This is a genomic window from Streptococcus mitis (assembly GCF_003944325.1).
GTDB classification, from domain to species: domain Bacteria; phylum Bacillota; class Bacilli; order Lactobacillales; family Streptococcaceae; genus Streptococcus; species Streptococcus mitis_CW.
Genome location: NZ_RJPX01000002.1, coordinates 58,981 through 82,401 on the forward strand (window position 1 = coordinate 58,981; position 23,421 = coordinate 82,401).

The 23,421-nt window shown below is 38.7% G+C and carries 22 protein-coding genes, 1 pseudogene and 1 riboswitch; of the genes and pseudogenes, 2 read left to right on the top strand and 21 right to left on the bottom strand.

Annotated elements, in window-relative coordinates; translation table 11 throughout:
* Positions 1-213 precede the first annotated feature (213 nt).
* The 6 genes from D8787_RS01290 to D8787_RS01320 all read right to left on the bottom strand — a co-directional run bounded on the left by D8787_RS01290 (position 214) and on the right by D8787_RS01320 (position 7,426).
* The gene (locus D8787_RS01290; RefSeq protein WP_260471367.1) at positions 214-2,331 is read right to left on the bottom strand and encodes an ABC transporter permease; all 2,118 of its coding nucleotides are present in this window, start codon (positions 2,329-2,331) and stop codon (positions 214-216) included.
* A gap of 146 nt (positions 2,332-2,477) precedes the next feature.
* Positions 2,478-3,155, bottom strand: coding sequence for an ABC transporter ATP-binding protein (locus D8787_RS01295; RefSeq protein WP_000614114.1), 678 nt, complete (start codon positions 3,153-3,155; stop codon positions 2,478-2,480).
* Between the two features lie 8 nt (positions 3,156-3,163).
* Positions 3,164-3,940, bottom strand: a complete 777-nt coding sequence (locus D8787_RS01300; protein ID WP_125420280.1) for an AAA family ATPase — start codon at positions 3,938-3,940, stop codon at positions 3,164-3,166.
* On the bottom strand, positions 3,940-4,911 hold the full coding sequence (locus tag D8787_RS01305; protein ID WP_125420282.1) for an AvrD family protein: 972 nt from the start codon (positions 4,909-4,911) through the stop codon (positions 3,940-3,942). The genes D8787_RS01300 and D8787_RS01305 overlap by 1 nt, the downstream gene beginning before the upstream one ends.
* 171 nt (positions 4,912-5,082) lie before the next feature.
* Positions 5,083-5,688, bottom strand: a complete 606-nt coding sequence (locus tag D8787_RS01315) for a response regulator transcription factor (RefSeq protein ID WP_125420286.1) — start codon at positions 5,686-5,688, stop codon at positions 5,083-5,085.
* The gene (locus D8787_RS01320) at positions 5,666-7,426 is read right to left on the bottom strand and encodes a sensor histidine kinase (protein WP_125420288.1); all 1,761 of its coding nucleotides are present in this window, start codon (positions 7,424-7,426) and stop codon (positions 5,666-5,668) included. The genes D8787_RS01315 and D8787_RS01320 overlap by 23 nt, the downstream gene beginning before the upstream one ends.
* Before the next feature lie 122 nt (positions 7,427-7,548).
* On the opposite strand from D8787_RS01320, the pseudogene D8787_RS01325 reads away from it, so the two are divergent.
* Positions 7,549-7,830: pseudogene (locus tag D8787_RS01325) on the top strand (tRNA-dihydrouridine synthase); the annotation flags it as partial.
* 70 nt (positions 7,831-7,900) lie between these two features.
* Here D8787_RS01325 and D8787_RS01330 read toward each other — a convergent pair.
* Entirely contained in the window at positions 7,901-8,599 is a 699-nt protein-coding gene (locus D8787_RS01330; protein ID WP_125420290.1) for a hypothetical protein, read from the bottom strand.
* A gap of 277 nt (positions 8,600-8,876) precedes the next feature.
* Here D8787_RS01330 and D8787_RS01335 point away from each other — a divergent pair, with 277 nt between their 5' ends.
* Positions 8,877-9,131, top strand: a complete 255-nt coding sequence (locus D8787_RS01335; protein ID WP_125420292.1) for a hypothetical protein — start codon at positions 8,877-8,879, stop codon at positions 9,129-9,131.
* Positions 9,132-9,162: 31 nt separating this feature from the next.
* Here D8787_RS01335 and D8787_RS01340 read toward each other — a convergent pair whose 3' ends face one another.
* The 14 genes from D8787_RS01340 to D8787_RS01405 form a co-directional block, all read right to left on the bottom strand.
* Positions 9,163-9,936 carry an NUDIX domain-containing protein gene (locus D8787_RS01340; protein WP_125420294.1) on the bottom strand — a complete coding sequence of 258 codons (774 nt, stop codon included), beginning with the start codon at positions 9,934-9,936 and terminating at the stop codon, positions 9,163-9,165.
* Between the two features lies 1 nt (position 9,937).
* On the bottom strand, positions 9,938-10,717 hold the full coding sequence (gene pnuC / locus D8787_RS01345; protein WP_125420296.1) for a nicotinamide riboside transporter PnuC: 780 nt from the start codon (positions 10,715-10,717) through the stop codon (positions 9,938-9,940).
* 9 nt (positions 10,718-10,726) lie between these two features.
* Positions 10,727-11,785, bottom strand: a complete 1,059-nt coding sequence (locus D8787_RS01350) for an AAA family ATPase (protein ID WP_125420298.1) — start codon at positions 11,783-11,785, stop codon at positions 10,727-10,729.
* 147 nt (positions 11,786-11,932) lie between these two features.
* Positions 11,933-14,365 carry an ATP-dependent Clp protease ATP-binding subunit gene (locus tag D8787_RS01355; RefSeq protein ID WP_125420300.1) on the bottom strand — a complete coding sequence of 811 codons (2,433 nt, stop codon included), beginning with the start codon at positions 14,363-14,365 and terminating at the stop codon, positions 11,933-11,935.
* Between the two features lies 1 nt (position 14,366).
* Positions 14,367-14,825: a CtsR family transcriptional regulator gene (locus tag D8787_RS01360; RefSeq protein WP_125420302.1), complete on the bottom strand. Its 459-nt coding sequence runs from the start codon at positions 14,823-14,825 to the stop codon at positions 14,367-14,369.
* A 118-nt stretch (positions 14,826-14,943) separates the two neighbouring features.
* Positions 14,944-15,672 (bottom strand): ABC transporter ATP-binding protein, encoded by a 729-nt coding sequence (locus D8787_RS01365; protein WP_125420304.1) that lies wholly within the window; start codon positions 15,670-15,672, stop codon positions 14,944-14,946.
* Positions 15,672-16,679 carry an ABC transporter substrate-binding protein gene (locus tag D8787_RS01370; RefSeq protein ID WP_125420306.1) on the bottom strand — a complete coding sequence of 336 codons (1,008 nt, stop codon included), beginning with the start codon at positions 16,677-16,679 and terminating at the stop codon, positions 15,672-15,674. Before D8787_RS01370 ends, D8787_RS01365 begins: the two co-directional genes overlap by 1 nt.
* A gap of 37 nt (positions 16,680-16,716) precedes the next feature.
* Positions 16,717-17,475, bottom strand: a complete 759-nt coding sequence (locus D8787_RS01375; protein WP_185776726.1) for an ABC transporter permease — start codon at positions 17,473-17,475, stop codon at positions 16,717-16,719.
* On the bottom strand, positions 17,438-17,728 hold the full coding sequence (locus D8787_RS01380; RefSeq protein WP_004235758.1) for a thiamine-binding protein: 291 nt from the start codon (positions 17,726-17,728) through the stop codon (positions 17,438-17,440). Before D8787_RS01380 ends, D8787_RS01375 begins: the two co-directional genes overlap by 38 nt.
* Before the next feature lie 68 nt (positions 17,729-17,796).
* Positions 17,797-17,899, bottom strand: a riboswitch (TPP riboswitch).
* 82 nt (positions 17,900-17,981) lie between these two features.
* On the bottom strand, positions 17,982-19,100 hold the full coding sequence (gene cbpD / locus D8787_RS01385) for a choline binding-anchored murein hydrolase CbpD (RefSeq protein WP_125420310.1): 1,119 nt from the start codon (positions 19,098-19,100) through the stop codon (positions 17,982-17,984).
* 192 nt (positions 19,101-19,292) lie between these two features.
* Positions 19,293-19,559, bottom strand: a complete 267-nt coding sequence (locus D8787_RS01390) for a Veg family protein (protein ID WP_000128619.1) — start codon at positions 19,557-19,559, stop codon at positions 19,293-19,295.
* Complete coding sequence (gene dnaB / locus D8787_RS01395; protein WP_000852491.1) at positions 19,556-20,914, bottom strand: replicative DNA helicase; 1,359 nt, start codon at positions 20,912-20,914, stop codon at positions 19,556-19,558. Before dnaB ends, D8787_RS01390 begins: the two co-directional genes overlap by 4 nt.
* Positions 20,915-20,957: 43 nt before the next feature.
* Positions 20,958-21,410 carry a 50S ribosomal protein L9 gene (rplI, locus tag D8787_RS01400; protein ID WP_000864214.1) on the bottom strand — a complete coding sequence of 151 codons (453 nt, stop codon included), beginning with the start codon at positions 21,408-21,410 and terminating at the stop codon, positions 20,958-20,960.
* Positions 21,407-23,380 (bottom strand): DHH family phosphoesterase, encoded by a 1,974-nt coding sequence (locus D8787_RS01405; protein WP_125420312.1) that lies wholly within the window; start codon positions 23,378-23,380, stop codon positions 21,407-21,409. The genes rplI and D8787_RS01405 overlap by 4 nt, the downstream gene beginning before the upstream one ends.
* Between the last annotated feature and the right edge of the window lie 41 nt (positions 23,381-23,421).

Genomic DNA, 23,421 nt, shown 5'->3' on the forward strand with positions numbered 1-23,421 from the left:
ATACAGTAATGTAGTGAACCGAAACACAAATAGGTAAATTTGGACCTTATACTCTTCGAAAATCAAATTCAAACCACGTCAGCATCGCCTTACCGTACTCAAGTACAGCCTGCGGCTAGCTTCCTAGTTTGCTCTTTGATTTTCATTGAGTATTAGAACTGATGATTAACAATTATTCATAAATGTCTATAGATGCACTCAGAACTGACCATACTAGTCTACCCCCTTTAGAGCACTAATCATGTCAATCTTTCTCATACGAAGACTAATAAAATAAGCAGTCCCTAAAGATGTAAACCAAACCAATAACGTAGCAAAAGCAAGGACATACATACTGACATAAGCGGTATACTCAATTCGAATCGTCGAAAATGTTGCCACATATTCTTTCAAAAACCATATGCCTAAAGGAATTCCTACTAGCCACCCAATAAAGGTAGTTAGTATAGTCTCAAAAAGAGTCACCATCTGTAGATATTGATTAGAAAATCCTAATACTTGCAATGTAGCATAGTCTCTCATTCTCTCTACAAAGTTTAAAGAGCCCAGATTATAGAGAACAATAATAACAAGTAATAAAGCAAAGCCAATAATCATTAGAAATACACTCATCAAACTAGCTACAAAATCATAGGCATTTTTTTCTTGGCTCCCTTTTTCAATGACAGATAGAACACCTTTGTCTTGCTTAATAGTATCTTGGTCCACCTCTGACCCAACTAATAAAATATGTGGAGTAAAATCTCCCCCTGCTTTTTCAAAGACTCTAGCAGGAAGATAAGCCCCTTGATTGGTTTCACTTGTGACAATCCCTTTTACTTCAAACTTGTAAGTATGACCATCTTGATAAGGAGTTACAGTTAAAAAATCTCCGACTTTAATACCTGCTAAACGGGCAAATGATCTAGTTACATACAAACCATCATCTTTCAAAGAATCAGCACTCTCTGTTTTTGCTTGGATCATATCTCCATCATCAAATATAATCAATAAACGGTTGTAGCCATCATCTGGATTAAAATGTGCCTGTGAAATTTGTACACCTTGCCCACCATATCTAGACTTAGAAGATGTATAATCCGCTACGGTCAGTCGTTTTGAATAAGAAAAATCTTCATTGTATGCCTTATCAACAAGATGATTCATGGACACAGGCATACCAATTCCAGCAATCAGTAACATCATACTTCCTGCAACTCCCACGATTCCCATCAAAACTCGAATACGATTAAACGAGGCATCACGAATTGCCCATCTAGAAGGATAAGAAATTCGTTGCCAGATAGAGGAAAATCTTTCCACAAAGACAGATTTAGCAAGTTTTTCTTTGCCTCTTAAAAATATTGCTGGTAAGCCTCTAGCTGACTCTCTAGAAGCTAAATAGGCAGCTAAAACACAAATAATAATGACTACAATACCAACGACTATTGATGAAGATGAATAAGAGATTTGCCAATTTGGAAGTGTAAACATTGACTTTTGAGTTTCTAGTACAAACCATGACATCAAGGGAGAAATAGCAAAGCCTGCGAAACTTCCTAATAAACTGACTACTAAGCCAAATAAAATATAATGTAAACTGATAGCCTGATTTGAAAAACCTAAAGCCTTTAATACAGCAATCTCTTTTGTTTGACCATCAATCAAACGCTGAATGGTTGTAAACATAGCCAAAATAGCTAACAAAATAAAGATAAAAGAAAATAAGTAAGATAAATTCCTAATTTGCCCAACTCGATCGGTAGCTTCTGATATTTCAGTTAAACTTTTTTGATCTTGATAAGAAACTAAATCGCCCCCAAAAATAGACTCTAAATCTCCTCGCAAATCCACCTTAGAACCGTAAATTTCTAAGACATTATCTGACGATAAACCCAGAATTCCTTTTGCAATTTCATTATCTGCAATATAACCATAGGCATCATTGTCAGGATTTGGAGCTATATATTCCATGCTACCTGTAAAATAAATCTTATCTGTCGCCTGAACAAATCCTACAATTTCTAAATCTATCTGCTTCCCCCTTGATGAAATAGAAATTGAATCTCCAATCTGTAAATGATTCTTCTTCGCATAATTCCCATCAATCCAAATCGAATCTTGTTTTCCTTCAAAAAAAGGACTTCCTTCTGTCACTGTAACCAGTTGATTATCTGTAATCGTTTCAAGATTGATTCGTCCGTCAGTCTTGTCTAAACGAACAATATTCGCAAATCCTTTCTTTTTACTAACAACTTTTTCAACAGAAGATAAGAGTTCAACCTGCTTGATTTTTGATTCATCAATTTGTCTCGCTTGAACCCAAACAACAGGAAGTTCAGATTGTTTCAAATAACTCTCTAGACTCTTTTCAAGTCCATGCCAAGCTCCTTGTAGCCCTACAAAGATTAATACACTTAATAGAGACATCAGAAAAACAGAGAAAAATTGTTGCCAATTTTGCCGAAGATCTCTTAATAATTTTATATGAAGATACCTCATCCCAGCACCTCTTCATTATTCTCTATTTTTTCAATACTTCCATCTTTCAAATATATAACTCGATCTGCAAATTTAGCAAACTCTCTATTATGTGTAACCATTACAACTGCAGCATTCCCATTTCTAGAAACTTCCTTCAATAAAGTTAAAATACTATCGCCTGTCTTTGAATCTAACGCTCCTGTAGGTTCATCACACAATAATAGACTAGGCTCTTTAGCCAATGCCCTTGCAATTGATACACGTTGCATTTCACCTCCAGAAAGTTGATTAGGAAAATTATTTTTTCTATGAAGTAAACCAACTTGATCTAAATACATATCAATTTCTTTATTGTTTTTCACTAAATTGGCTGCAATACCTATATTCTCCTTGGCTGTTAAACTTGGAACTAAATTATAAAATTGAAAAACAAAACCAATCTTATCTTTTCGATAAGCAGATAATTCCTTGTCCGTAAACTTTGTTACTAGTTCCTCATCAAATATAAAGGTTCCCGATGTCGCACGATCCATCCCACCAAGTAAATTTAGTAACGTACTTTTCCCTGAACCTGATGGACCTAAAATAACTGTAAATTTCCCTTTCTCAATGGAAAAACTAACTTGATCTAAAGCACGAACTTCTTGCTCCCCCACCTTATAAATCTTACTAATATTTTGAAACTGAATCATACATACTCCTAATATCTTGTCATAAATTTTATTTTTTCCTTTAATGTAGGCTCTTCATACTGCTCTATGATACGTTTAGATACTGCTTCCCTGTTTTCTCGTATAACCTTTTCAGCTAAGGAAATAGCCTCATCTACTGGAACAACTATTGGCAACTCATAATGTTGAATGATCTGATTTAACCGTTCTTTCTGACTACCTTTGACACAATAAGGTGTCAGACCCAAATTCCTATAAGCTTCATATAATTCCTCATCTGATAAATTTCGATACTCTTCAGATACTGGTCTATGCCCATCTGGATCCATTGCAAACTCTACTGGTAAATGAACAACATCTGTATACCACAATTTCGCATGATTCTTAGAGACAACTCCATAAGCCGTCAAATATTTTTTGAAAAATGTTCGACCAGGAAGACCTAAAATAGATTTCATCAATCGATGAATGAATGCTGATCCTGGGTTAATTCCTACCCTCATTCGAACAGTCCCGTAAATCCATTCATTCAATACTGACCCATCTGATAGAAAATTTCCATGCTCCTTGTATAAAATTCCTTCTGTACGAATTCTCTCCTCAAAACGCTTTAACCCCAGTGCCATTAACTCAGTTGATGACATATCCTGAAATCTTCTTCCAGGATATAAATCTGTCAAAATTTCCCTCGCAGATAAAACATCGATTAAGGGAAGTCCCGTTGCAATCGAAAGAGCTGTAGCAGTTGTTGTCTTACCCGTAGAATAAGTACCTGATATGACTAACCTCAATTCTCTATTTCCCATTACTGCCCCCCTCCATCAGGTAATTTTTGAGCTATTTTACTTTTAAAGACTACCTTATGATCTACATCATACCCAGACATTTCGTAGACTTTCCAATGTTCTTCTCTAATTTTTAACAATCTATTTTTTGAAACACTACCACTAAGCTCCACTACTCCGTTCAAAATTGGTGAATCCAAGTCTGCACTTACTTGCTTCATCCACATGGTATTGCTCTCCTCTCGAGATATCTCTTCGATATGGTAGGCTAACATCTCTGCCATTTGAGAAAAAATAATCAGAAGCTCTAACAAACTATAATAATTCTGTTCTAGACTACCTACACCACTATATTCAATATCTTTGATCAATACTTGTTCTGCTTTACAAGATATACTACTATCTGAAAACTCAACATCGTATATATCATGTTGTCTATCTCTTAAATGCGTTGATAAAAAATCTCTACCTTGTTCTCCTATAGCAACTACATTTTCCATACATTCTAATAATTGATAGCCTAAACAAACTTTCATATCCATTACCAAGCAATCAAATTCAATCACTTGGTTCGTCATTTTGAAATTTTGTAATTCTAATTTTAAATTTACCAATTCTTCTATAGCTTTTATCCCTGACTTTATCTCAAAACGGCTTAACCTATACTGATTTAAGCTCACTCCCATTCTTTTCAGTATTTCACTTCCAAATAAATGAGCTAATACTATTCCATCTAATGTACTCAGGTGCTGCTGTATGATTTCAGATTGTTTACTAGACCACAAACCTTCTTGATGAAGAGACCCAACCCCTTCCAAAATATTTTTCAACTTATACTCAATGAAAATCAAAGAGCAAACTAGGAAGCTAGCCGCAGGCTGCTCAAAGCACTGCTTTGAGGTTGTAGATAGAACTGACGAAGTCAGTAACCTATATACGGCAAGGCGACGCTGACGTAGTTTGAAGAGATTTTCGAAGAGTATTAACTTCATAAGTCGTCCTCTTATACCCTCTGCCAAAATAACGATTTTTATTGTCTCCAAGTAAATAATCTACTGTTAGCATATACTTCTCCAATCTTTTAAACTGACTCTATCTTAAACAAAAAAAGACAAGAAAGAATCCGTAATTTACGAAAACCTTCTTGCCTTTTTAGGATAAAATTATAAAGATACTAGATTTAATCGAATAGCCTCACGTACAGCTCCAACTCTACTCGTCACTCCCAACTTTGAACAAATATTTGAAACATGGGTATCTACTGTTCTCCTGCTGACAAATAAACTATTTGCTATCTTTTCATTAGAATATTCTTTTACAATCAGTTCCAATACACTTAACTCCGTGTCAGTCAATAGATTATTTTCTTGCTTTTCTAACAAACCATCTGGGATAAGGTGATTTCCCTTATAAACAGCATAAATTGCACTTTTAACATCCAAATAAGAACTTTCTTTGGGTAAAAAAGCTTGAATCCCAAAATCCATCGCTCTCTTATGTAACAAAGTGTCATAAAATCCTGATAAAAGAACTATCTTGGGAACTGTATTCAGAAATCTATTTATTTGACTAATAACATCAAATGCCGTTACTCCTTTCAACATAAAATCCATGACTAGCACATCTACCTTCTCATGCTTGAGACAGAGAAGTAAATCTGCTACTTCTGTATAGGACCCAACAATTTTAAAATCATCTTCCTTTAAAAAATAGTTCTCCAATCCTTGTAATACTAAACTGTGATCATCAATCAAAACCAAACGAATCATTTTTCTTCCCTTCTATAGGTATCCGTATCTTCACACTTGTAGGTTCTATATTTATCTGAACAGTTCCCCCCAGTAAATGAACCTTCTCTACAATTCTATTTAAACCAAAATGATGTTCATTAGACTGATAGTTTCCCTTAAAAATACCATCATCTATAACTTCAATTGATAAAATCTTTTCTTTTGTAGATAAATCTACAGTAATTTCTCTAGCATTCCCATGAAGAATACTATTATTTACTAGTTCTTTAACTGTCCTTAATACAAACGTGCCCACTTTATCATTAACTTTTTCTTCATCTATTGAAAAAGTTGTCATAATCGAAACAGTTTCCATCTTCATGAATTGATTTAATATGCTAGTAATAGATTCTTTCAACCCTAATTCATGCACCATTAAAGGATAGATATTGGAACATAAATCTCTTAATTCAAAGACAATATCATCCAACATCTCTAATAAAGCTCCCCTATTAATTTGTTCACTAATTTCTAACTGCTTTTTATAATAAATAACCTTCTGAATTGTAGTATCATGTATAAACGTTGCAATTTCTTCCCTCTCCAATTCAGTAGCTACAAAAGTATGAAAACTACTAAAGATTCCCTCCATTTTATGGCTAATCAACATCATTTTCCTTATTTCAGGTAACAAAGCTAGCGAAAAAAGAAAAGTGTAAAGAACGAAAAAAATTGGAGAAAATTCTCTTAATAGCAGACTAAAAAGAATAATTAGACTAGTAAAAAAAACGGCAAATATCAAGTTATATATGAATGGATTCCACTTCCAAGCAACATATATCAGTCGTTCTAGTATCAAGTTATTCACAATAGAGAACAAAATAAGCAACAATAGAGGAATACTATAAATAAACGAAACTTCCTTACCAATCGGAAAAATATATCCAAAAAATAAAGGAAATAAGGCAAGACCTGCTAAAAATAAAGTATGAATTGGCAACATTTCTCTTCTCTGATAGTAATTTATAAGCATCTTTAACAGTAGGATAACTAAAAAGAAAAATACTAAATAAAATACTCCCCTAGAAAAAAAGATGGTTAAAAAATCAATGGGCTGTATAAGATTATAAACATACAAAAGTTGAGTTATGAGTGAATAGCCCAGTATAATACGAAAAAAGTTAGAAATGGTTGAACCTTTTATCTTCAGGACTAACACTCTAATGAAAATATCCATGAATAATGGAAATAAAGTCAAGTATGAAATTAATAGACTACGACCAAATACATCTCCTATACTTGATGGAATAATCGATAATAACATCAGACTAGTATAAATAATAAAATAAAAATATCGTTTTCCAGTTTTTCCTCTACTTCTCCCTTTTATGTATAAGCGAAATAACAGTAGAATCAGAAAAGCAATGATTGATAAAACAAGAAAGATAATTTGGCTTGATTTCCCAGATTCTATTATTAAATTCTTTGAAATTCCTCTATCTAACACTGTCACAGAATGAAGCGGTTCAACAATTAAAAATCGAGATAATAAGAAATTACTATCTGGACTCTGACCGTCTATTTGTATAATAGATGACCCTATTATCTCTTGATGATTTGCAAAGCTTCCCAGATTATGGACTTGTCTAACTATCCACTCATTCTCATGTTTATCTACGGTGATTCCACTATACGTTCGGTTAAATATTGAAAATGAAAAATAAAAAAAGAAAATAAATAACAAAATCAAAGAAAATCGAAACATTTTTGACTTCATTGTTTGTAGCACTCCATATTTCACTTGATATTGATGTTTATTCTACCATTTTTTCATTCAATAAGACAGGTTTTATAGTTAAATTTATTCTTTTTTCTTTCGATATATAACTGATACAATCTTCTACCATGGGAAATCCTTACCTCTTCAACCAAATCAACCATTACTTTGAAATAGGAGAAATCCTCCATGATTTGACCTTTGAAGATAAGATGAAAATCGCCTACGAGCACTTGAAACGCTTGATTAACCTCAAAGGGGAAAATGTCGCAGTTCGTGAGTTCCGTGGCCTCGCTCCTCACTACCTCCGTGGAACATCTGGCGCTGCCAAACTCCGTGGAGCCATTTCACAAGCTAGCACTCTGGCAGAGATTGAATCTCTCTTGCAGTTGGATAAGGATTAAAAGTTTAAAACCCGTAACTCTCTTAAAGTTGACGGGTTTTTGATTGTAAAAATTCAAATACTGAACGTTATTATTGATTCAAAGCAACACTGGAAACCTTGCCATCCGCTCCTGTTGTAATTTGGATGATTTTTCCTCCACCGATTTTGGCATTATACTTACCATCATCAAGAGTATAAGAATAGCCTCTGATAGAGTAGTTTTCTTTCTTTCCATCAGCAGATTCTACTGTAAATTGACCTCCTGATGAAACTGTAATGGTTTCACCATTGGCTCCCTTCCAATTGCCCGCTGCAGCTGAGAAATCACCATCTACCATGGTTAAAACACCCTTGTAGCGTTTATTTTGCTCTGCTTGCTTGTCTTGAAGTTTGCGGTCAGTTGTAGAATCATAGCTTGATTGATTAGACTGAGCTTGAGGAGCCTGTTGAGTTGAAGAAGCCTGAACAGGAGTTTGTTGACTAGCTACTTGTTGATTAGACACCTCTTGACCTTGTCTTTGCTCTGGTGCAGGTGCCGCTTGTGATGGTGTCGCAGTTGCTGAAGACTGGTCAGTAGACGCCTTGGCCTTTTCAGATGAAGCTGAACTTGAGGACTTCTGAGTCTTGCTGTCTTGGCTAGAAGAAACTGCTTTAGAATTTGATGATTGGCTTGTCTTAACAGAACTGCTTGCTTGAGTGGTTTCCTTTTTATTTCCACAAGCTCCCAATAGCAAGGTAGAAGCCAATACAGTCGCTGCCATTAATTTGATATAGGTTTTCTTTTTCATTTCCCTACTCCTTTGTAATGTTTTTGAAATATTAAGAAATCTTTTTGTAATATAATTGTAACATTTGGGTTTAAATATGTCAACAATTTATCTAAACTATTTTAAAAATCTTAAATACTTTAGATACATTTATTCCTCCTACTCTTCTATTCGTAATAAAACAGAAAAACAGGAGATTTTTCTATTAAAAATTTGAATTTATTTTGTGTAATCGCTTGCATTTTTAAGTACAAATGAATATAATAACATTGAAATAGAATATAGGAGATGCATTCTTATGCTAAATAAGTATTTCAAGTATCTTCCTTGGTTGATTTTGGGAGCTATTAGTTCTTATCAATCAGCCACTTACTATGCGCGAACTGCATTTGATGTCGTCTATCTGACTACAATCTTTATGATTGTTTATATCGCTTTGTTATTTTTACATGAGAACTATCTCAAGTATCGATACAAAGACTTTTTTACTCACATGTTGAGCAATCATAAGAAAGATAGCCACAACACAAAACCATCTCATGATAGTAGATAAAGAGGTCAGGAACTTTTCCCGACCTCGTTTTTTATTTCAATCGATAGGTTTTTCTTGGTTTCTTTTTAGGCACTCGTTTGAGTCCGACTTCTTCTACATATTCGCCGTATTTTACGAGAAAGTTATTGCTGACGATTGGTCGACCTGGGTTGATGAGATTGACCAGTTCAGTCCCTTCGTAGACAGTGAACTCCTCCTCTAGCAGATAGAGGAAGGTCGGGTTCCAGTCGAGGCGTCCTTGGATTCGTTTGATGGATTCTTGGATAATGGCATAATGGTCAAAAGCGAAGGCTTGCTCCTCCAGATCCACTCCCTCTAGGTAGCATTTACCAGTCTGGAAATCCACATCTACAAAAACGACATCCTTGGCATCGTCACCTGCCTGAACGAGGTCTAAAGCACGACTAGGAAGATAAACCAAATGGGCAATGGTCACTGTCCAGCCCCGGGGGTCACGCCCAGGAGTCGATACAGTCATCAATTGCTCGATTTTTTCTAAAGGAAGTTCGAGATTGACTTCTTCTCTCACTTCGCGCTGACAGGCATGTGCAGCATCTTCTCCCTTATCCATAAAGCCTCCAACCAAGGCCAAACAGTTTTGATAAGGGTGAGCCTTGCGACGGATTAGCAAGAGCTTGATTTTTCCTTCGACAAAGCAGTAGGCCACCATATCCACCGTCACACTTGGTTTTTCGTATTGAGGGAGTTCCTGCTTGTAGTACCAATCCAAAAACTCCTCCTGACTGGCATGGATTTCATAATATTCTTTTTCCGTCATCCCTGCTGGAATCATCGTGTCCGTCATTTTATGCCTCCTTACGAACTGCCTTGGTCCATTGGTACCAACCCACTAGACTATTAAGTGTGTAAACCCAGTACATCCCTTGGATATGGATATTTTCACCCCACCAGAGATAGATACTAAAGAGATTCGTTGCAATCCAGAAAATCCATTGCTCACGGTAGAGACGTGTCATCAAGAGCTGACCAACACCATTAGTCGCATCGGTAACACTATCACGGAAAGGGCGAGCACTATGGATACTTTGGTAAGCTAAGCCCATACCAATCCAGATGATAGCAGTCAAGGCCAAGTACTTGAACCAGTCAAGCACAGATAATTTCTTAGCTTCAAAGTGAGATTCTTCTACTTTTCCTTGATCATTAATACGATTGGACAGCCAAGCATAGAGACCAATCGGCTGCATGACAAAGAAGTAAACGGTCGTCAAAACTTCACCATAAAAAGTCGCATTCATAGCCAAAATCAAATAGATAGCTGAGTTAATAGCCCCAAAGAGATAATTGCTTGCACGCCCTTCTGCTACCAAGATAACACAGACAATCCCAGTCCAAGAGGCAAACAAGCTCATCCAGTCATGACTTTCTGTATTTTGCGTGAATTCCAAGATCAAGGGAACACTTGACAGGACGATAAGATACAACCACTGGAAGAGGCTACGGCCGACAAAAAGATCTTTCCAGAGCAGGTTCATGATTCCTGCAAAACCGATCTTGCGGGCTTCCGCATGGACATTTCTAAAGTTTTCGATAAATTGTGTGATTTTTTCAGTTAGTTTTTTCATATTTTTCTCCTAATCTGCTTGGTAAATGGCATCTATAGCCACTTTTGCTGCTTCATAATTGCCTAGGTAATCCTCAGCTAGATAAACTAGTGGAATGGTGGTTAAATATCGCTCTCTCATCTGGTCCAAATGCTGGGAAAAACTATGACGAATATGGTCTTCTGCCATGGTCATATCTCTAAATCCGTCATTGACATAGGAACCGACAGGTTGCACAAAGAGAATCAAGTCCCATTTTTCCTTAGACAAGATCGAGGCAAAGAGATTATCAAAAGTCTCTCCCGATAAGTCCCCTCGATCCTCAGTCTCCATGTAATAATCATAGTAGCCCTTGGTTACTAAGGAGTTGGTGTCTGCTATCACCAGTCCCCTATTGGCATTGCTATCGATTAACTTTGAGGTCTGGTCGTACTGCCCCAAGAGCAGATAATAGTAATCCTTTGGAGTCAATTCATCATCACGGACGTTATTTTTAATCTGGTACTCACGCGCGTATTCCAGACTGACGGGCGCATCATAATATCTGGCCAAATCTTTGGCTAGAGTGGTCTTCCCATTACTGGCACTTCCCATAATCAACACTTTCTTGGTAAACTGACGACGGAAGGGTTGAGCGATGTATTTCCAATATTTGCTTGGATTGTCTCGAATCATAGTCGCTGAAATACCAAACTTTCTTTCTTGCAAGACAGTCTCAAAGCCACGATTAGATAATTCTTGCTGGTAGTTTGCTTCTCCCACAAAGAAGATTAGTTCTTGCTGGTTTTCATCATAGGAAATCTCTGCTAACATCTGATTCAACCACTCCTGCCAGCCCATAGGGTAACGGGGAAGATTGGTTTCATCTAACTTGCAGACAGAGGTTAACTCATCATCCCGAAAAGCCTCTCGAATATAACGAAATCTTTTTTGAAGCGTTAAACCTACCTGCTCCCCTCGGTCTCCCTCGTAGCCTGAAACGACTACCCAAACCTGATCACACCGCCGCTTCGCACGCTGGATCAGATCGATATGCCCCTGATGAAGCGGAGCAAAGGTTCCAAATACCACTGCTGTTTTCTTTTTCATAAACGTGTAACCTTTTTATGATTTTTGATATTTTTGTTATCTGTGTTTTTATTATAAACTATATTTTTGTTTTGTCAATAGTTTTTTATTATTGTTTATAAAAAACTAGCAAAAAAGAGAATCAAGATTGCTCCTGATTCTCCATTTTTATGCAATATCAAATTTCAATTGGCCTGCTTTAACACCAATCTTAAGTGTGCTGCCTGCCACTAATTCTCCCTTGAGAAAAAGTTCTGCCAACTTGTCTTCCACTTCTGTTTGCAGGGTTCTGCGAAGTGGGCGAGCTCCCATCTCTGGATCATATCCTTTATTTGCCAACAATTTCAGTGCGGAAGCTTGTAATTTCAAGTCAATACCTTTTTCAGCCAAACTTACCACTAAAGGTTTAACCATAATCTTCACCACTTCCTGCATATGGTCGCTAGACAGGCTATGGAAGACCACCTTTTCATCAATACGGTTGATAAACTCAGGTCTATAAGCCTTTTTCAGCTCTTCGAACATGCGTTTTTCCATATTCTCCTGGTCAAAACGAATATCCTTAGCCCCAAAACCAACTGTCTTATCATCACGAAGGGCTGTCGCACCAAGGTTTGACGTCATGATAACAATGGTATTTGAAAAGTCAACCTTGCGCCCCTTGCTATCTGTCAAGACACCATCATCTAAGACCTGTAATAGGACATTAAAGATGTCTGGGTGGGCTTTTTCTACCTCGTCAAAGAGGAGAACAGAGTATGGTTTGTTGCGAACTTTCTCGGTCAACTCCCCACCTTCTTCGTAGCCCACATAACCTGGAGGAGCTCCGTTGAGACGGCTGGCTGCGAATTTCTCCATATACTCACTCATATCAAAGCGGATAAGAGCAGATTCGTCATCAAAGAGGACTTCTGCCAGAGCCTTGGCCAATTCGGTCTTACCGACACCTGTGGGCCCTAGGAACATAAAGGAACCAATCGGACGTTTGTGACTGCGAATTCCTGACTGATTACGGCGAATGGCACGGCTAATACTTGAAACAGCTTGATCTTGACCGATGACACGTTTGTGCAATTCAGCTTCCAAATTCAGGTATTTCTTAGCGTCAGTCTGAGTCAGTTTTTGGACTGGAATACCTGACAAGCGACTCAAAGTGGTCAAAATATCAGACTCTGTCACTAAGTCTTTATAGACAGGCACTTCCTCTTCTTTTGCGATTAGCTGGGCTGCCTGTTTCCACTTGCCATCCATCAGGGCCTTGTCAGCTGAACTCAAGCCAGAATCGTCTGCTTTTACATGCTTTGACTTATTTTGCACTGTTGCTGCTGCTTCATCCAAGAGATCAATAGCAGAGTCTGGCAAGTGACGACTAGTCAAGTAACGATGGGCCATCTTAACCGCTGTTTCAACCGCTTCATCTGTGATTTGTACACGGTGATGTTTCTCATAAGTAGCTTTCAAACCTTGCAAGATGGTCATGCTGTCTGCCACACTTGGTTCTTCAATCGTCACTTTGGCGAAACGACGAGAAAGGGCTGCATCTTTTTCGATATGTTTTTGGTATTCTTCCTGAGTGGTCGCACCAACCGTTCTCAAAGTTCCACGCGCCAAGGCTGGCTTCAAGATATTGGCCGCATCCAGAGTTGAGTCAATTCCACTACCAGAACCCATGATGGTATGAAGTTCATCGATAAAGAGGATGACTTGGCCATCTTCTTCAATATCCTTGATGATATTATTCATGCGTTCTTCAAAGTCACCACGGAAGCGTGTCCCTGCCACGACATTCATCAAATCAAGCTCTAACACGCGCATCTTAGCCATTTCCGCAGGTACATCACCACTAGCAATACGCTGAGCGAGCCCAAGCGCCAAGGCTGTTTTCCCGACACCAGCATCCCCAACCAAGACAGGATTATTCTTAGTCTTCCGGCTCAAGATTTGAATCATACGCGAGATTTCCTTATCCCGACCGATGACTGGTTCTAACTTGCCAGAACGCGCTTGCTCTGTCAAATCATGCGTATAGTCCTCGAGACCACCACTCGGAGTCTGGGGCATGCCCATCATGTTAGCCATAGAATTTTGCTTATCAGCTACTGTACGATGGCGTTGGCGTAAAGCCTTGAGATCTTCACGAGTCCAGCCTGCATGTTCTTCCAGATTTCGACGAAGGGCAGCAATCTTGACCTGATCTTTCTTGTCTTCATAAGAAAAACCAGCCCTCTCCAAGATACGAGTCGCCAAGGCATTGCCATCATGCAAAATCGCATAGAGGACGTGCTCCGTCCCTAGCACCTTAGCATGGACCACTGACGCTACATATTCTGCTTCATCAAAGAGAACCTGCAAACGATGGGAGAACGGCAACTCCGTAAAGGTTTCATCCTGGCTATATTCCGTTTCAGTCAGTTCCAAAGCGACCTCTTCTAAACGGTCCATCTCATATGGATAATCATTTAAAGTCGCCCCTGCCACACTATAACTGTGATTGGACATGGCAATCAACAAATGCCATGACTCTAGATAACGAGCTCCAAAATGGCCAGCAACCATGTAGGCACTTTCGATACATTCATTCAATGCTTTTGAATAGTTCATCTTACTTCCCTTTTCTATCTACTTCTTGTATGACCTGTCGTAGCATATTAGCACGAACAACTGGAGCTTCTTCTCCTAAAACGCGATCCACAGCTACTGCTAGTAGCAAATTCATCTCTTGCTTAGTCATCAATTCCTGCTCAACCAAAAGCTGCAGAATATCCTCATAAATTTCTTGACTGACTCGCTCACCAATCGAATAAAGCAGCTCTCGGAGCATTTCATGATGACTAGAAAACTCAATTCGTCCTATACGAATGTAGCCTCCTCCACCACGCTTACTTTCAACCAAGTAGCCTCTACTTTCCGTAAATCGTGTCTTGATCACGTAGTTAATCTGACTAGGAACAACCTGAAAAGTATCTGCCAACTGACTCCGCTGCAACTCTACAATACCAGATTGATCTAAAATCGCCTTGATGTAGGCCTCAATATGATCCGATGTATTTTTAAATCTCATTACAAACCCACCTCTCTCTTAGAACCTTGACTATCTTTGACTATTATACCGAAATTTTCTCATTTTTAAAAGAAAAAGGGCGCTGGTAAAGGATAATCTTCACCAACTCCCTATTTTTTTACTTATCTAAGCCTAATTCTGCCAAGATTTGACGTTTATAGGCAATCTTTTGGACTTCCTTGTCCTCATCTTCAGACCAATCTAGTTTAATCTCTGAAACAATCTGCCCAGGGCGGTTTTTCAGAATATAGATGCGGTCGCTGAGATTAAGGGCCTCTTCGATACTATGCGTGATGATCAGGGTCGTTAGTTGCAACTGCCTGTGAATCTCAAGGTACCAAGCATGGAGTTCCATCTTGGTCATCTCATCCAAAGCGCTAAAGGCCTCATCCAAGAGAAAGAGCTTGTGACCGAAAAGGTAGGTCCTGAGCAAGGCCACACGCTGACGCATCCCTCCACTGAGTTCGTGAGGATATTTGTCCCGTACAGCTGTCAACTGGAAGGTCGCAAGGATTTCATCCGCTCGGGCAATAGCTTCCGCCTTATCCACTTTTTGAATCAAGAGGGGCAGAATAATATTGCCTAGCACAGTCTTGTGCTCCAAGAGTAGATCCTTTTGCAACATATAACTCACGCGCCCCTTAGGATTTTCTTCACCATCCAGAACAATTCGCCCTGACTGAACTTCTAAAATCCCAGCGATTAGGTTAAAGAGGGTGGTTTTTCCAACACCACTTGGACCTAAGATAGAAACCACTTCACCTGAAGTGACTTTCAGATTGATATCCTCTAAAATCCTATCTTGTCCATAGGCATAACTAACGTGTTCTAGTCTTATTTCTGTCATTATTTCACAAATTCATTGGTGAAGCCTTTGTCTGTCAAGTCTTCTTTAAGGATACCATTTTCTTTATCCCATTTGTAGAAGGCATTCCAGCGAGTTGCATCAAATTGACCCCATTTTTCCTTGTCGCTTGCGTATTCTTTTGACAAGTATTTTTGAGATTCAATGACAAAGTCACGTTTTTCCTGAAGTTCAGGTGCATTCTTAATGAGGATATCTGCTGCTTCCTCTGGATGCTCCATAGCATATTGGTAACCTTTTTTGATAGCTTGGATGACTTTACGAGCTTCTTCTTTATTGTCTTTCAGATAGTCGTTGTTTGCGATGATAACTGGTGAGTAGTAGTCAAACTCCTTGACGTAGTCTTTCAAGTACATAAAGTTAGCCTCTACGCCTTGAGATTTAGCAAGGATACCATCCCAACCGTAGTAAATCCAAGCAGTGTCAAATACTCCATTAGCAATTGGTGTGATAGAGTTTGAGTCGTTATTTGGTACTTTTTCAACCTTCTCAAAGTCCCCACCTTGTGATTCTACCAAGGTTTTCAACATAGCAAGTTCAGTTGGGTCATTCCAAGTCCCGTATTTCTTACCAACCAAGTCCTTCGGACTGCTTACATTGTCAGATTTACGAGAAATAATTCCTGATGTATTGTGCTCAACGATAGCTGCAACGGCAGTAATTCCTGCACCTTTTTCCAATTTTTTAGCCATGTAGTCTTGGAAATACACTGCAAATGGTGCCTTGCCATTGATAACCAAATCAGAAGAACTTTCTTCTGGTGGTAATTTCAAATCAACATCCACTCCAGCTTCCTTGAAATAGCCTTTTTCCTTGGCAACATAAAGTCCTGTGTGGTTAGTATTTGGTGTCCAGTCTAGGATAAAGTCAATCTTCTTGAGTTCTGCCTCCTTATTGTCCTTAGAAGCAGTTCCTTGACCACAAGCTACAAGCACAACAGCTACAAGAGCTGTCACAAGCGTTAAAAACACTTTCCATGTTTTTTTCATTTTAATTTCCTCTTTTCTTTTTTGAAACATTCTATTTCTACGAACGTTTCCATTTAATAACATATTTTTCACTAATATCGACCAATTTCATACCAAGAAGGCTGATAATCGATACCAGAATGATAATAGCGAACATGGTATCATACTGAAACAGTTTCTTGGACTGAATCATGTAGACACCTAATCCTTCAAAGCCTCCCAACCACTCAGATACCACTGTTGTGATAAAGGCATAGGAGACACTGACTCTCAGACCTGCATAAAAGTAGGGCAGACTGACAGGGATTTTAAAATGCCACAGGATTTGCCAAGATTTAGCCCGCATCAGACTAAACAAGGTCAGCATATCCTTATCACAATGCCTAAAACCGTCCAGAATGCTGACGATAATAGGAAAGGTTGTCGTCAGGATAATCAAGACAATCTTGGGCAAAATCCCATAACCTAGCCACAAGACCAGAATAGGAGCTATTGCAATGGTCGGAATAGTCTGAACGACCACCATCATAGGGTAAATCAGGTCATTAAGCCACGTCAAACTGTCCATAAGCACAGCCATGAAACAGGCAATCAAGACTCCCAAAACCAGCCCCAGTAAAGCCACTCTCAAGGTGGCCCAGCTATGGTGCCAGAGAAATTCTCTGTCACGAACAAAGGCCTGGAGAATCTCAAGAGGTGTCGGCAGGATAAACTTGGGGAGCAGTTTAAGAAAACCTGCTAACTGCCAGATTGACAAGACTCCTAGAAAACCCAATAGACTAATGTGTCGTCTCAGTATACTTTTCAAGTTTCTCATCAATACTTAAAATCTCTCCTACATTTATTTTGACATTGGCAAAGACATTATCTGCCTCCTGCCCTGCCACTTCCAGCGCTTCTTTGAGAATGCGCATGAGCTCATCAAACTCCCCTTCCAAGACCGTTTCAAATGGTGTCACTACCATGGTCACTTCTTGAGCTTGCAGATAAGCAATAACCTGATCGATAACAGCTATCCGATCAATCCCCTGTGATAGGGGTAAAACTTGCAAGGCAATGCTTGCTTTCATAACAACCTCCTCTTCTCATTTTCCTTTGACAAAAAGAAAAACCTTTACCATATATGGAAAAGGTGCAGAATAGACTAAGTAACGTTCCCTACGCTGGCATTACCCAGATCAGGTGCGGTCGAAGTTTAACACTTCCTCTCAGACTGTACACAGACTCCCATATATTATATGGACATATGATAGCGCAAAACAAAAAAAAAGTCAAGGAAACTGCTTACAGAAAAGAGCAGGAAAAATTTCCTACTCCCATTTTCTATACTCGTTCTCCATTACTATTTACTCTGTAACCATCCACCGTCGTATTAACAGCTAAGGCGCCTGATGAGTAAGAATAATACCACTTACCAGAAACTTGATACCAGCCTGTTTTCATTGCCCCTGAACTATCTAGATAATACCACACTCCATTTTCCTTTAACCATCCTGTCTGCATTTCACCAGATGATTTCAAATAATACCAGCTAGAACCATCCTTCAACCAGCCTGTTGATTTAGAGCCATTTGATTTGAAATGATACCAACTACCATTTATTTTCTTCCAACCAACAGTTGAACTGTTATTGGATCCATAGTTAGAGCTATTTCCTGATTGATTCTGATAATTCTGTGACGAAGCCACTCCCTCTAGCTGAATATAGCGACGACTTCCGTTATAAGCCGTATAACTCAACCACTTGTATCCATCTTTTTCGAGAATTTGATCATAATGAACATTCTCCCCAGGATAATAGTAATCAATCGTAGTTGCGCTAGCTAGTGGCTGATTTTTGATAGCTGACTTAGTCTTAAAATAATGTGTTCCCCCTGTTGAAGTTGATGATTGACTATTTCCAACACTGCCACCAGCCAAATCTTTAAAATGAATAAAACCAGTCATAGTATTGGCCTTCACGACGCGCTTGTTATAAGATTCTCTTATTCCATAGTTGTATTCTTCAATCTCAATCTCATCTCCTATTACATTTGATACCCAGGCAACATGACCATAAGTTCCTGCAGTAGACCAAGCAATAGAGCCAATAGCTGGTCTATTATCTACACGATAGCCTTCACGACGAGCACGATAGCCCCATTCATTCGCATTTCCATAAGCAGCCGGAATCTCAAAACCATTGACATTACTCAAACGAAAGGCTGCAAAAGAAGTACACTGACGAGAATACATGCGCCACTTGTCAATCTCCTGACTCCCATTTTTATAATGAGCAGGATAATCATCCCCACGCGCAATTGATCCATTCCCTCCAGAATAGGCATAGACACTATCACCCGCTGCTAGCATCAATCCTACTACTAAAAAAGGAACAACCTTTTTAACTGATTTTCTAAAAGAAAACCCTGTCTCTGTTACTGTAAATGGTGAAATTTTCATTCTTCCTCCTTGAAAATAATATAGTACTCAATGAAAATTAAAGATCAAACTAGGAAGCTAGACGCAGGCTATACTTGAGTATGGCAAGGCGAAGCTGACGTGGTTTGAAGAGATTTTCGAAGAGTATAAATCGAAGATTGCCTTCACTTAAATTATTCGGAGAAAAAAGAAAAAGTGAGAAAATTTCTCACTTTAGTCAAGATAATGAATCAAATTCTTTTCTGTAAGAATATCTGAGTAAGTAAAGGACTCAACATAAACATTAGCTTGTTTATCTCCTTCAACGTTCCCAAATTCCACGATAAATAGGGATGGATAAACTTCAATTAGCTTACCCAATCTATTTTTTTGGCGCTTACGCCCATTTTCCAAGGTCATTTCGATTACATGACCCTCATGCGCCTTGATTTCCTCTTTAATTTTTTTCATCTTAGCTACATCTGTAAATGCATCTGTCATCTTATTTCCTCCCTTTTTGATATACTTGAAAATTTATTGTATTCTTTTTGGAAAATTAATTCCACCGTTCCACGAGCTCCACTACGGTTTTTCTCGATAATAACTTCTACCTTATTATTTGGTATGCCTTCCTCTTCTTCACCACCACGCTCATAGTAGTCGTCGCGATAAAGAAAGGCTACGATATCAGCGTCCTGCTCAATAGACCCAGATTCACGAATATCAGACAAGACTGGCCTCTTGTCCTGACGTTGTTCTACACCACGAGATAGCTGACTCAGAGCAATTACGGGAACTTTCAGTTCCTTGGCTAGGATTTTCAACTGACGTGAAATTTCTGAAACTTCTTGTTGGCGGTTTTCTCGACCGGTTCCCGTGATAAGCTGCAAGTAATCTATCAAAATTAAACCAAGATTACCCGTTTCTTGAGCCAGTTTGCGTGAACGTGAACGAATTTCCGTAATCCGAATCCCTGGCGTATCATCGATATAGATACTTGCATTCGCTAGATTCCCTTGAGCAATGGTATACTTTTGCCATTCCTCATCGGTCAATTGACCCGTACGGATAGAATGCGATTCTACCAACCCTTCTGCCGCAAGCATACGATCCACTAGACTTTCCGCACCCATTTCGAGCGAAAAGATAGCAACCGTTTTGTCCAACTTGGTCCCAATATTCTGAGCAATGTTCAAGGCAAAGGCTGTCTTACCAACCGCTGGACGAGCTGCTAGAATAATCAACTCCTCCTCGTGCAGACCAGTTGTCATATGATCCAAATCACGGTAGCCCGTCGCAATACCTGTAATATCGGTCGTTTGCTGCGAGCGAGCTTCCAGATTTCCAAAGTTGACGTTCAACACATCTCGAATATTCTTAAACCCGCTTCGATTGGCATTTTCACTGACATCAATCAGACCTTTTTCTGCCTGAGCAATGATTTCATCAGCTGGTTGAGAAGCCTCGTAAGCTTGATTGACAGACTCTGTCAACTTTGCGATTAATCGCCGTAACATAGCTTTTTCTGCAACAATCTTAGCATAGTACTCCGCATTGGCAGAAGTTGGCACAGAATTGACAATCTCAACCAGGTAAGACAAGCCACCAATATTCTGTAAGTCACCTTGATTATCAAGAATAGTACGAACCGTTGTTGCATCTATAGCATCGCCACGGTCCGATAAATCAACCATGGCTTGGAAAATCAAACGATGGGCATACTTAAAAAAGTCTCGAGACTCAATGTATTCTCGCACAAAAACAAGCTTACTCTCATCAATAAAGATAGCCCCCAAAACGGATTGCTCAGCTAAGATATCTTGAGGTTGTACTCGTAACTCTTCTACTTCTGCCATCAGACTTCCCTTCCTTTTACAATCTTGTCAAGAAGGTGTAAATTTATCCTTCTTTCACACGAAGATTGATGACACTTGTGATATCTTGATAGATTTTCACTGGTACATCAATCAAACCAACTGCTCGAATCGGAGCTTGTACTTGGATATGACGTTTATCAATCTTAATTCCAAATTGCTTTTGCAATTCTTCTGCGATTTTCTTATTGGTAATAGAACCAAAAGTACGGCCATCTGGACCAACTTTTTCAACAAATTCTACAACAGTTTCTTCTGCTTCAAGTTGGGCTTTAATTGCTTTTGCTTCTGCAATCATCTCAGCGTGAGCTTTTTCTTCAGATTTCTGTTTACCACGAAGCTCACCTACCGCTTGAGCAGTCGCTTCTTTGGCTAGATTCTTTTTGATAAGAAAGTTTTGCGCATACCCTGTTGGTACTTCCTTAATTTCGCCTTTTTTACCTTTTCCTTTAACATCTGCTAAAAAGATTACTTTCATTCTTCTTTCTCCTTTTCCTTTATTTCATTTAATACAATTTCTGTCAGTTTTTCACCTGCTTCTGACAAGGTTAAATCCTTAATTTGAGCTGCAGCTAAATTAAAGTGGCCTCCACCGCCTAACTCTTCCATAATCCGTTGTACATTTAGTTTACTACGACTTCGAGCTGAGATAGAGATAAAGCCTTGTGTATTCTTCGCAAGAACAAAACTCGCTTCAATACCTGACATAGCTAACATGGCATCTGCTGCCTTACTAATAACAACCGTATCATAGCATTTCGAGTCCTGAGCCTCTGCTATCAATACATCTGAACCTAATTTACGCCCCTGTAAAATAAGTTCATTGACCTCACGATATTCTTCAAAATCTGTCGCAGCTATTTCTTGGATAGCAATACTATCACTTCCTCTCGTTCTGAGATAGCTAGCAACATCAAATGTCCGACTAGTCACTCGTGAGGTGAAATTTTTAGTATCCAGCATCATACCAGCCATCAAAACACTGGCCTGCATACGACTCAGACGATTTTTCTTAGAATTCTGGAACTGAATCAATTCCGTTACCAACTCACTGGCACTGCTTGCACCACTTTCGATATAAGTGATAACTGCATTATCAGGAAAATCCTGATCCCTTCTGTGGTGGTCAATAACGATGGTCTGTGTAAACAAATCATAAAATTCTTTCGATAAAGTTAAAGCTGTCTTTGAATGGTCTACAAGAATCAACAAAGAACGATTGGTCACCATCCCCATTGCCTCCTTGACAGACAACAACTTCGTAACTCCTTCTTTTTCTAAGAATGAAACAGCTCGTTCAATATCAGGAGACATTTGATCTTCATCATAAAGAGCATAGCTATTTTCAGTTACATTACTAGCAAACAACTGCATACCTACAGCAGATCCCAAAGCATCCATATCTAGATTTTTGTGACCAACTACAAAAACCTGATCTACACTCCGAATCTTATCTGAAATAGCTGTCATCATAGCACGCGTACGAGTCCGTGTACGCTTGATTGAGGCAGCAGACCCACCACCAAAATAAACTGGATTTTTCGTTTCGTCATTCTCCTTGACAACCACCTGGTCGCCACCACGTACTTCAGCCAAGTTCAAGTTGAGTAATGCAACTTTCCCTATCTCATCATGATTTCCATCACCATAAGAAAAACCCATACTTAAGGTCAATGGCAACTGTCTCTGTTTCGCCTCTTCTCTGAAAGCATCGATAACAGAAAATTTATCATTCATTAGTCCCTCAAGTACTGTATAGTCCGTAAACAGATAAAAACGATCCATACTCACTCGACGGGAGAACATGGCATATTTCCCAGCAAATTCTGAAACAAAATTAGCTACAAAACTGTTAATATGACTGATATCAGACTCTGATGTTTCATCCTCTAAATCATCGTAGTTGTCAACGGAAACGATCCCAATCACAGGTCGACTCGTTGCTAACTCAACAGTCGCTTCGTATTCTCCAGACACATCAAAGAAATAAAGAACTCCAGATACCTTGTCCATATGAACCGAATAACGAGTCTCACCCAAGGTGGCATAAGAACCTGGATTCCCCACAGAAGCCTTGATAATTGTTTGAATTAATGCCACATCAATTTCGCCCACTTCATTAGTCAAGATCAATTCAGCATAAGGATTAAACCACTCAACTTCACCAGATGATAAGTCTAATTTAATAACTCCAACAGGCATCTGTTCTAACAAGGTTGTCAAACTATCTTCAGCTTGGTGGTTTACATACTGAATTTGTTCTACTTCACTCCTTGAGTAGTACTCTCTTTGATGAATGAATAATAAAATATATGAACCCAAAATAAGTAGCAAAAGAAATAGCGTTACCAGTGTATTCGTTACAAAAACAAGTTGCACAGATAGCACTCCGAACGCCACTATTCCTAACATTAAGGGGAAAATAGGACTTACATAAAATTTTTTCATTCCAAACCTCTTGGCACCCATTATACCATAATAACCACCAA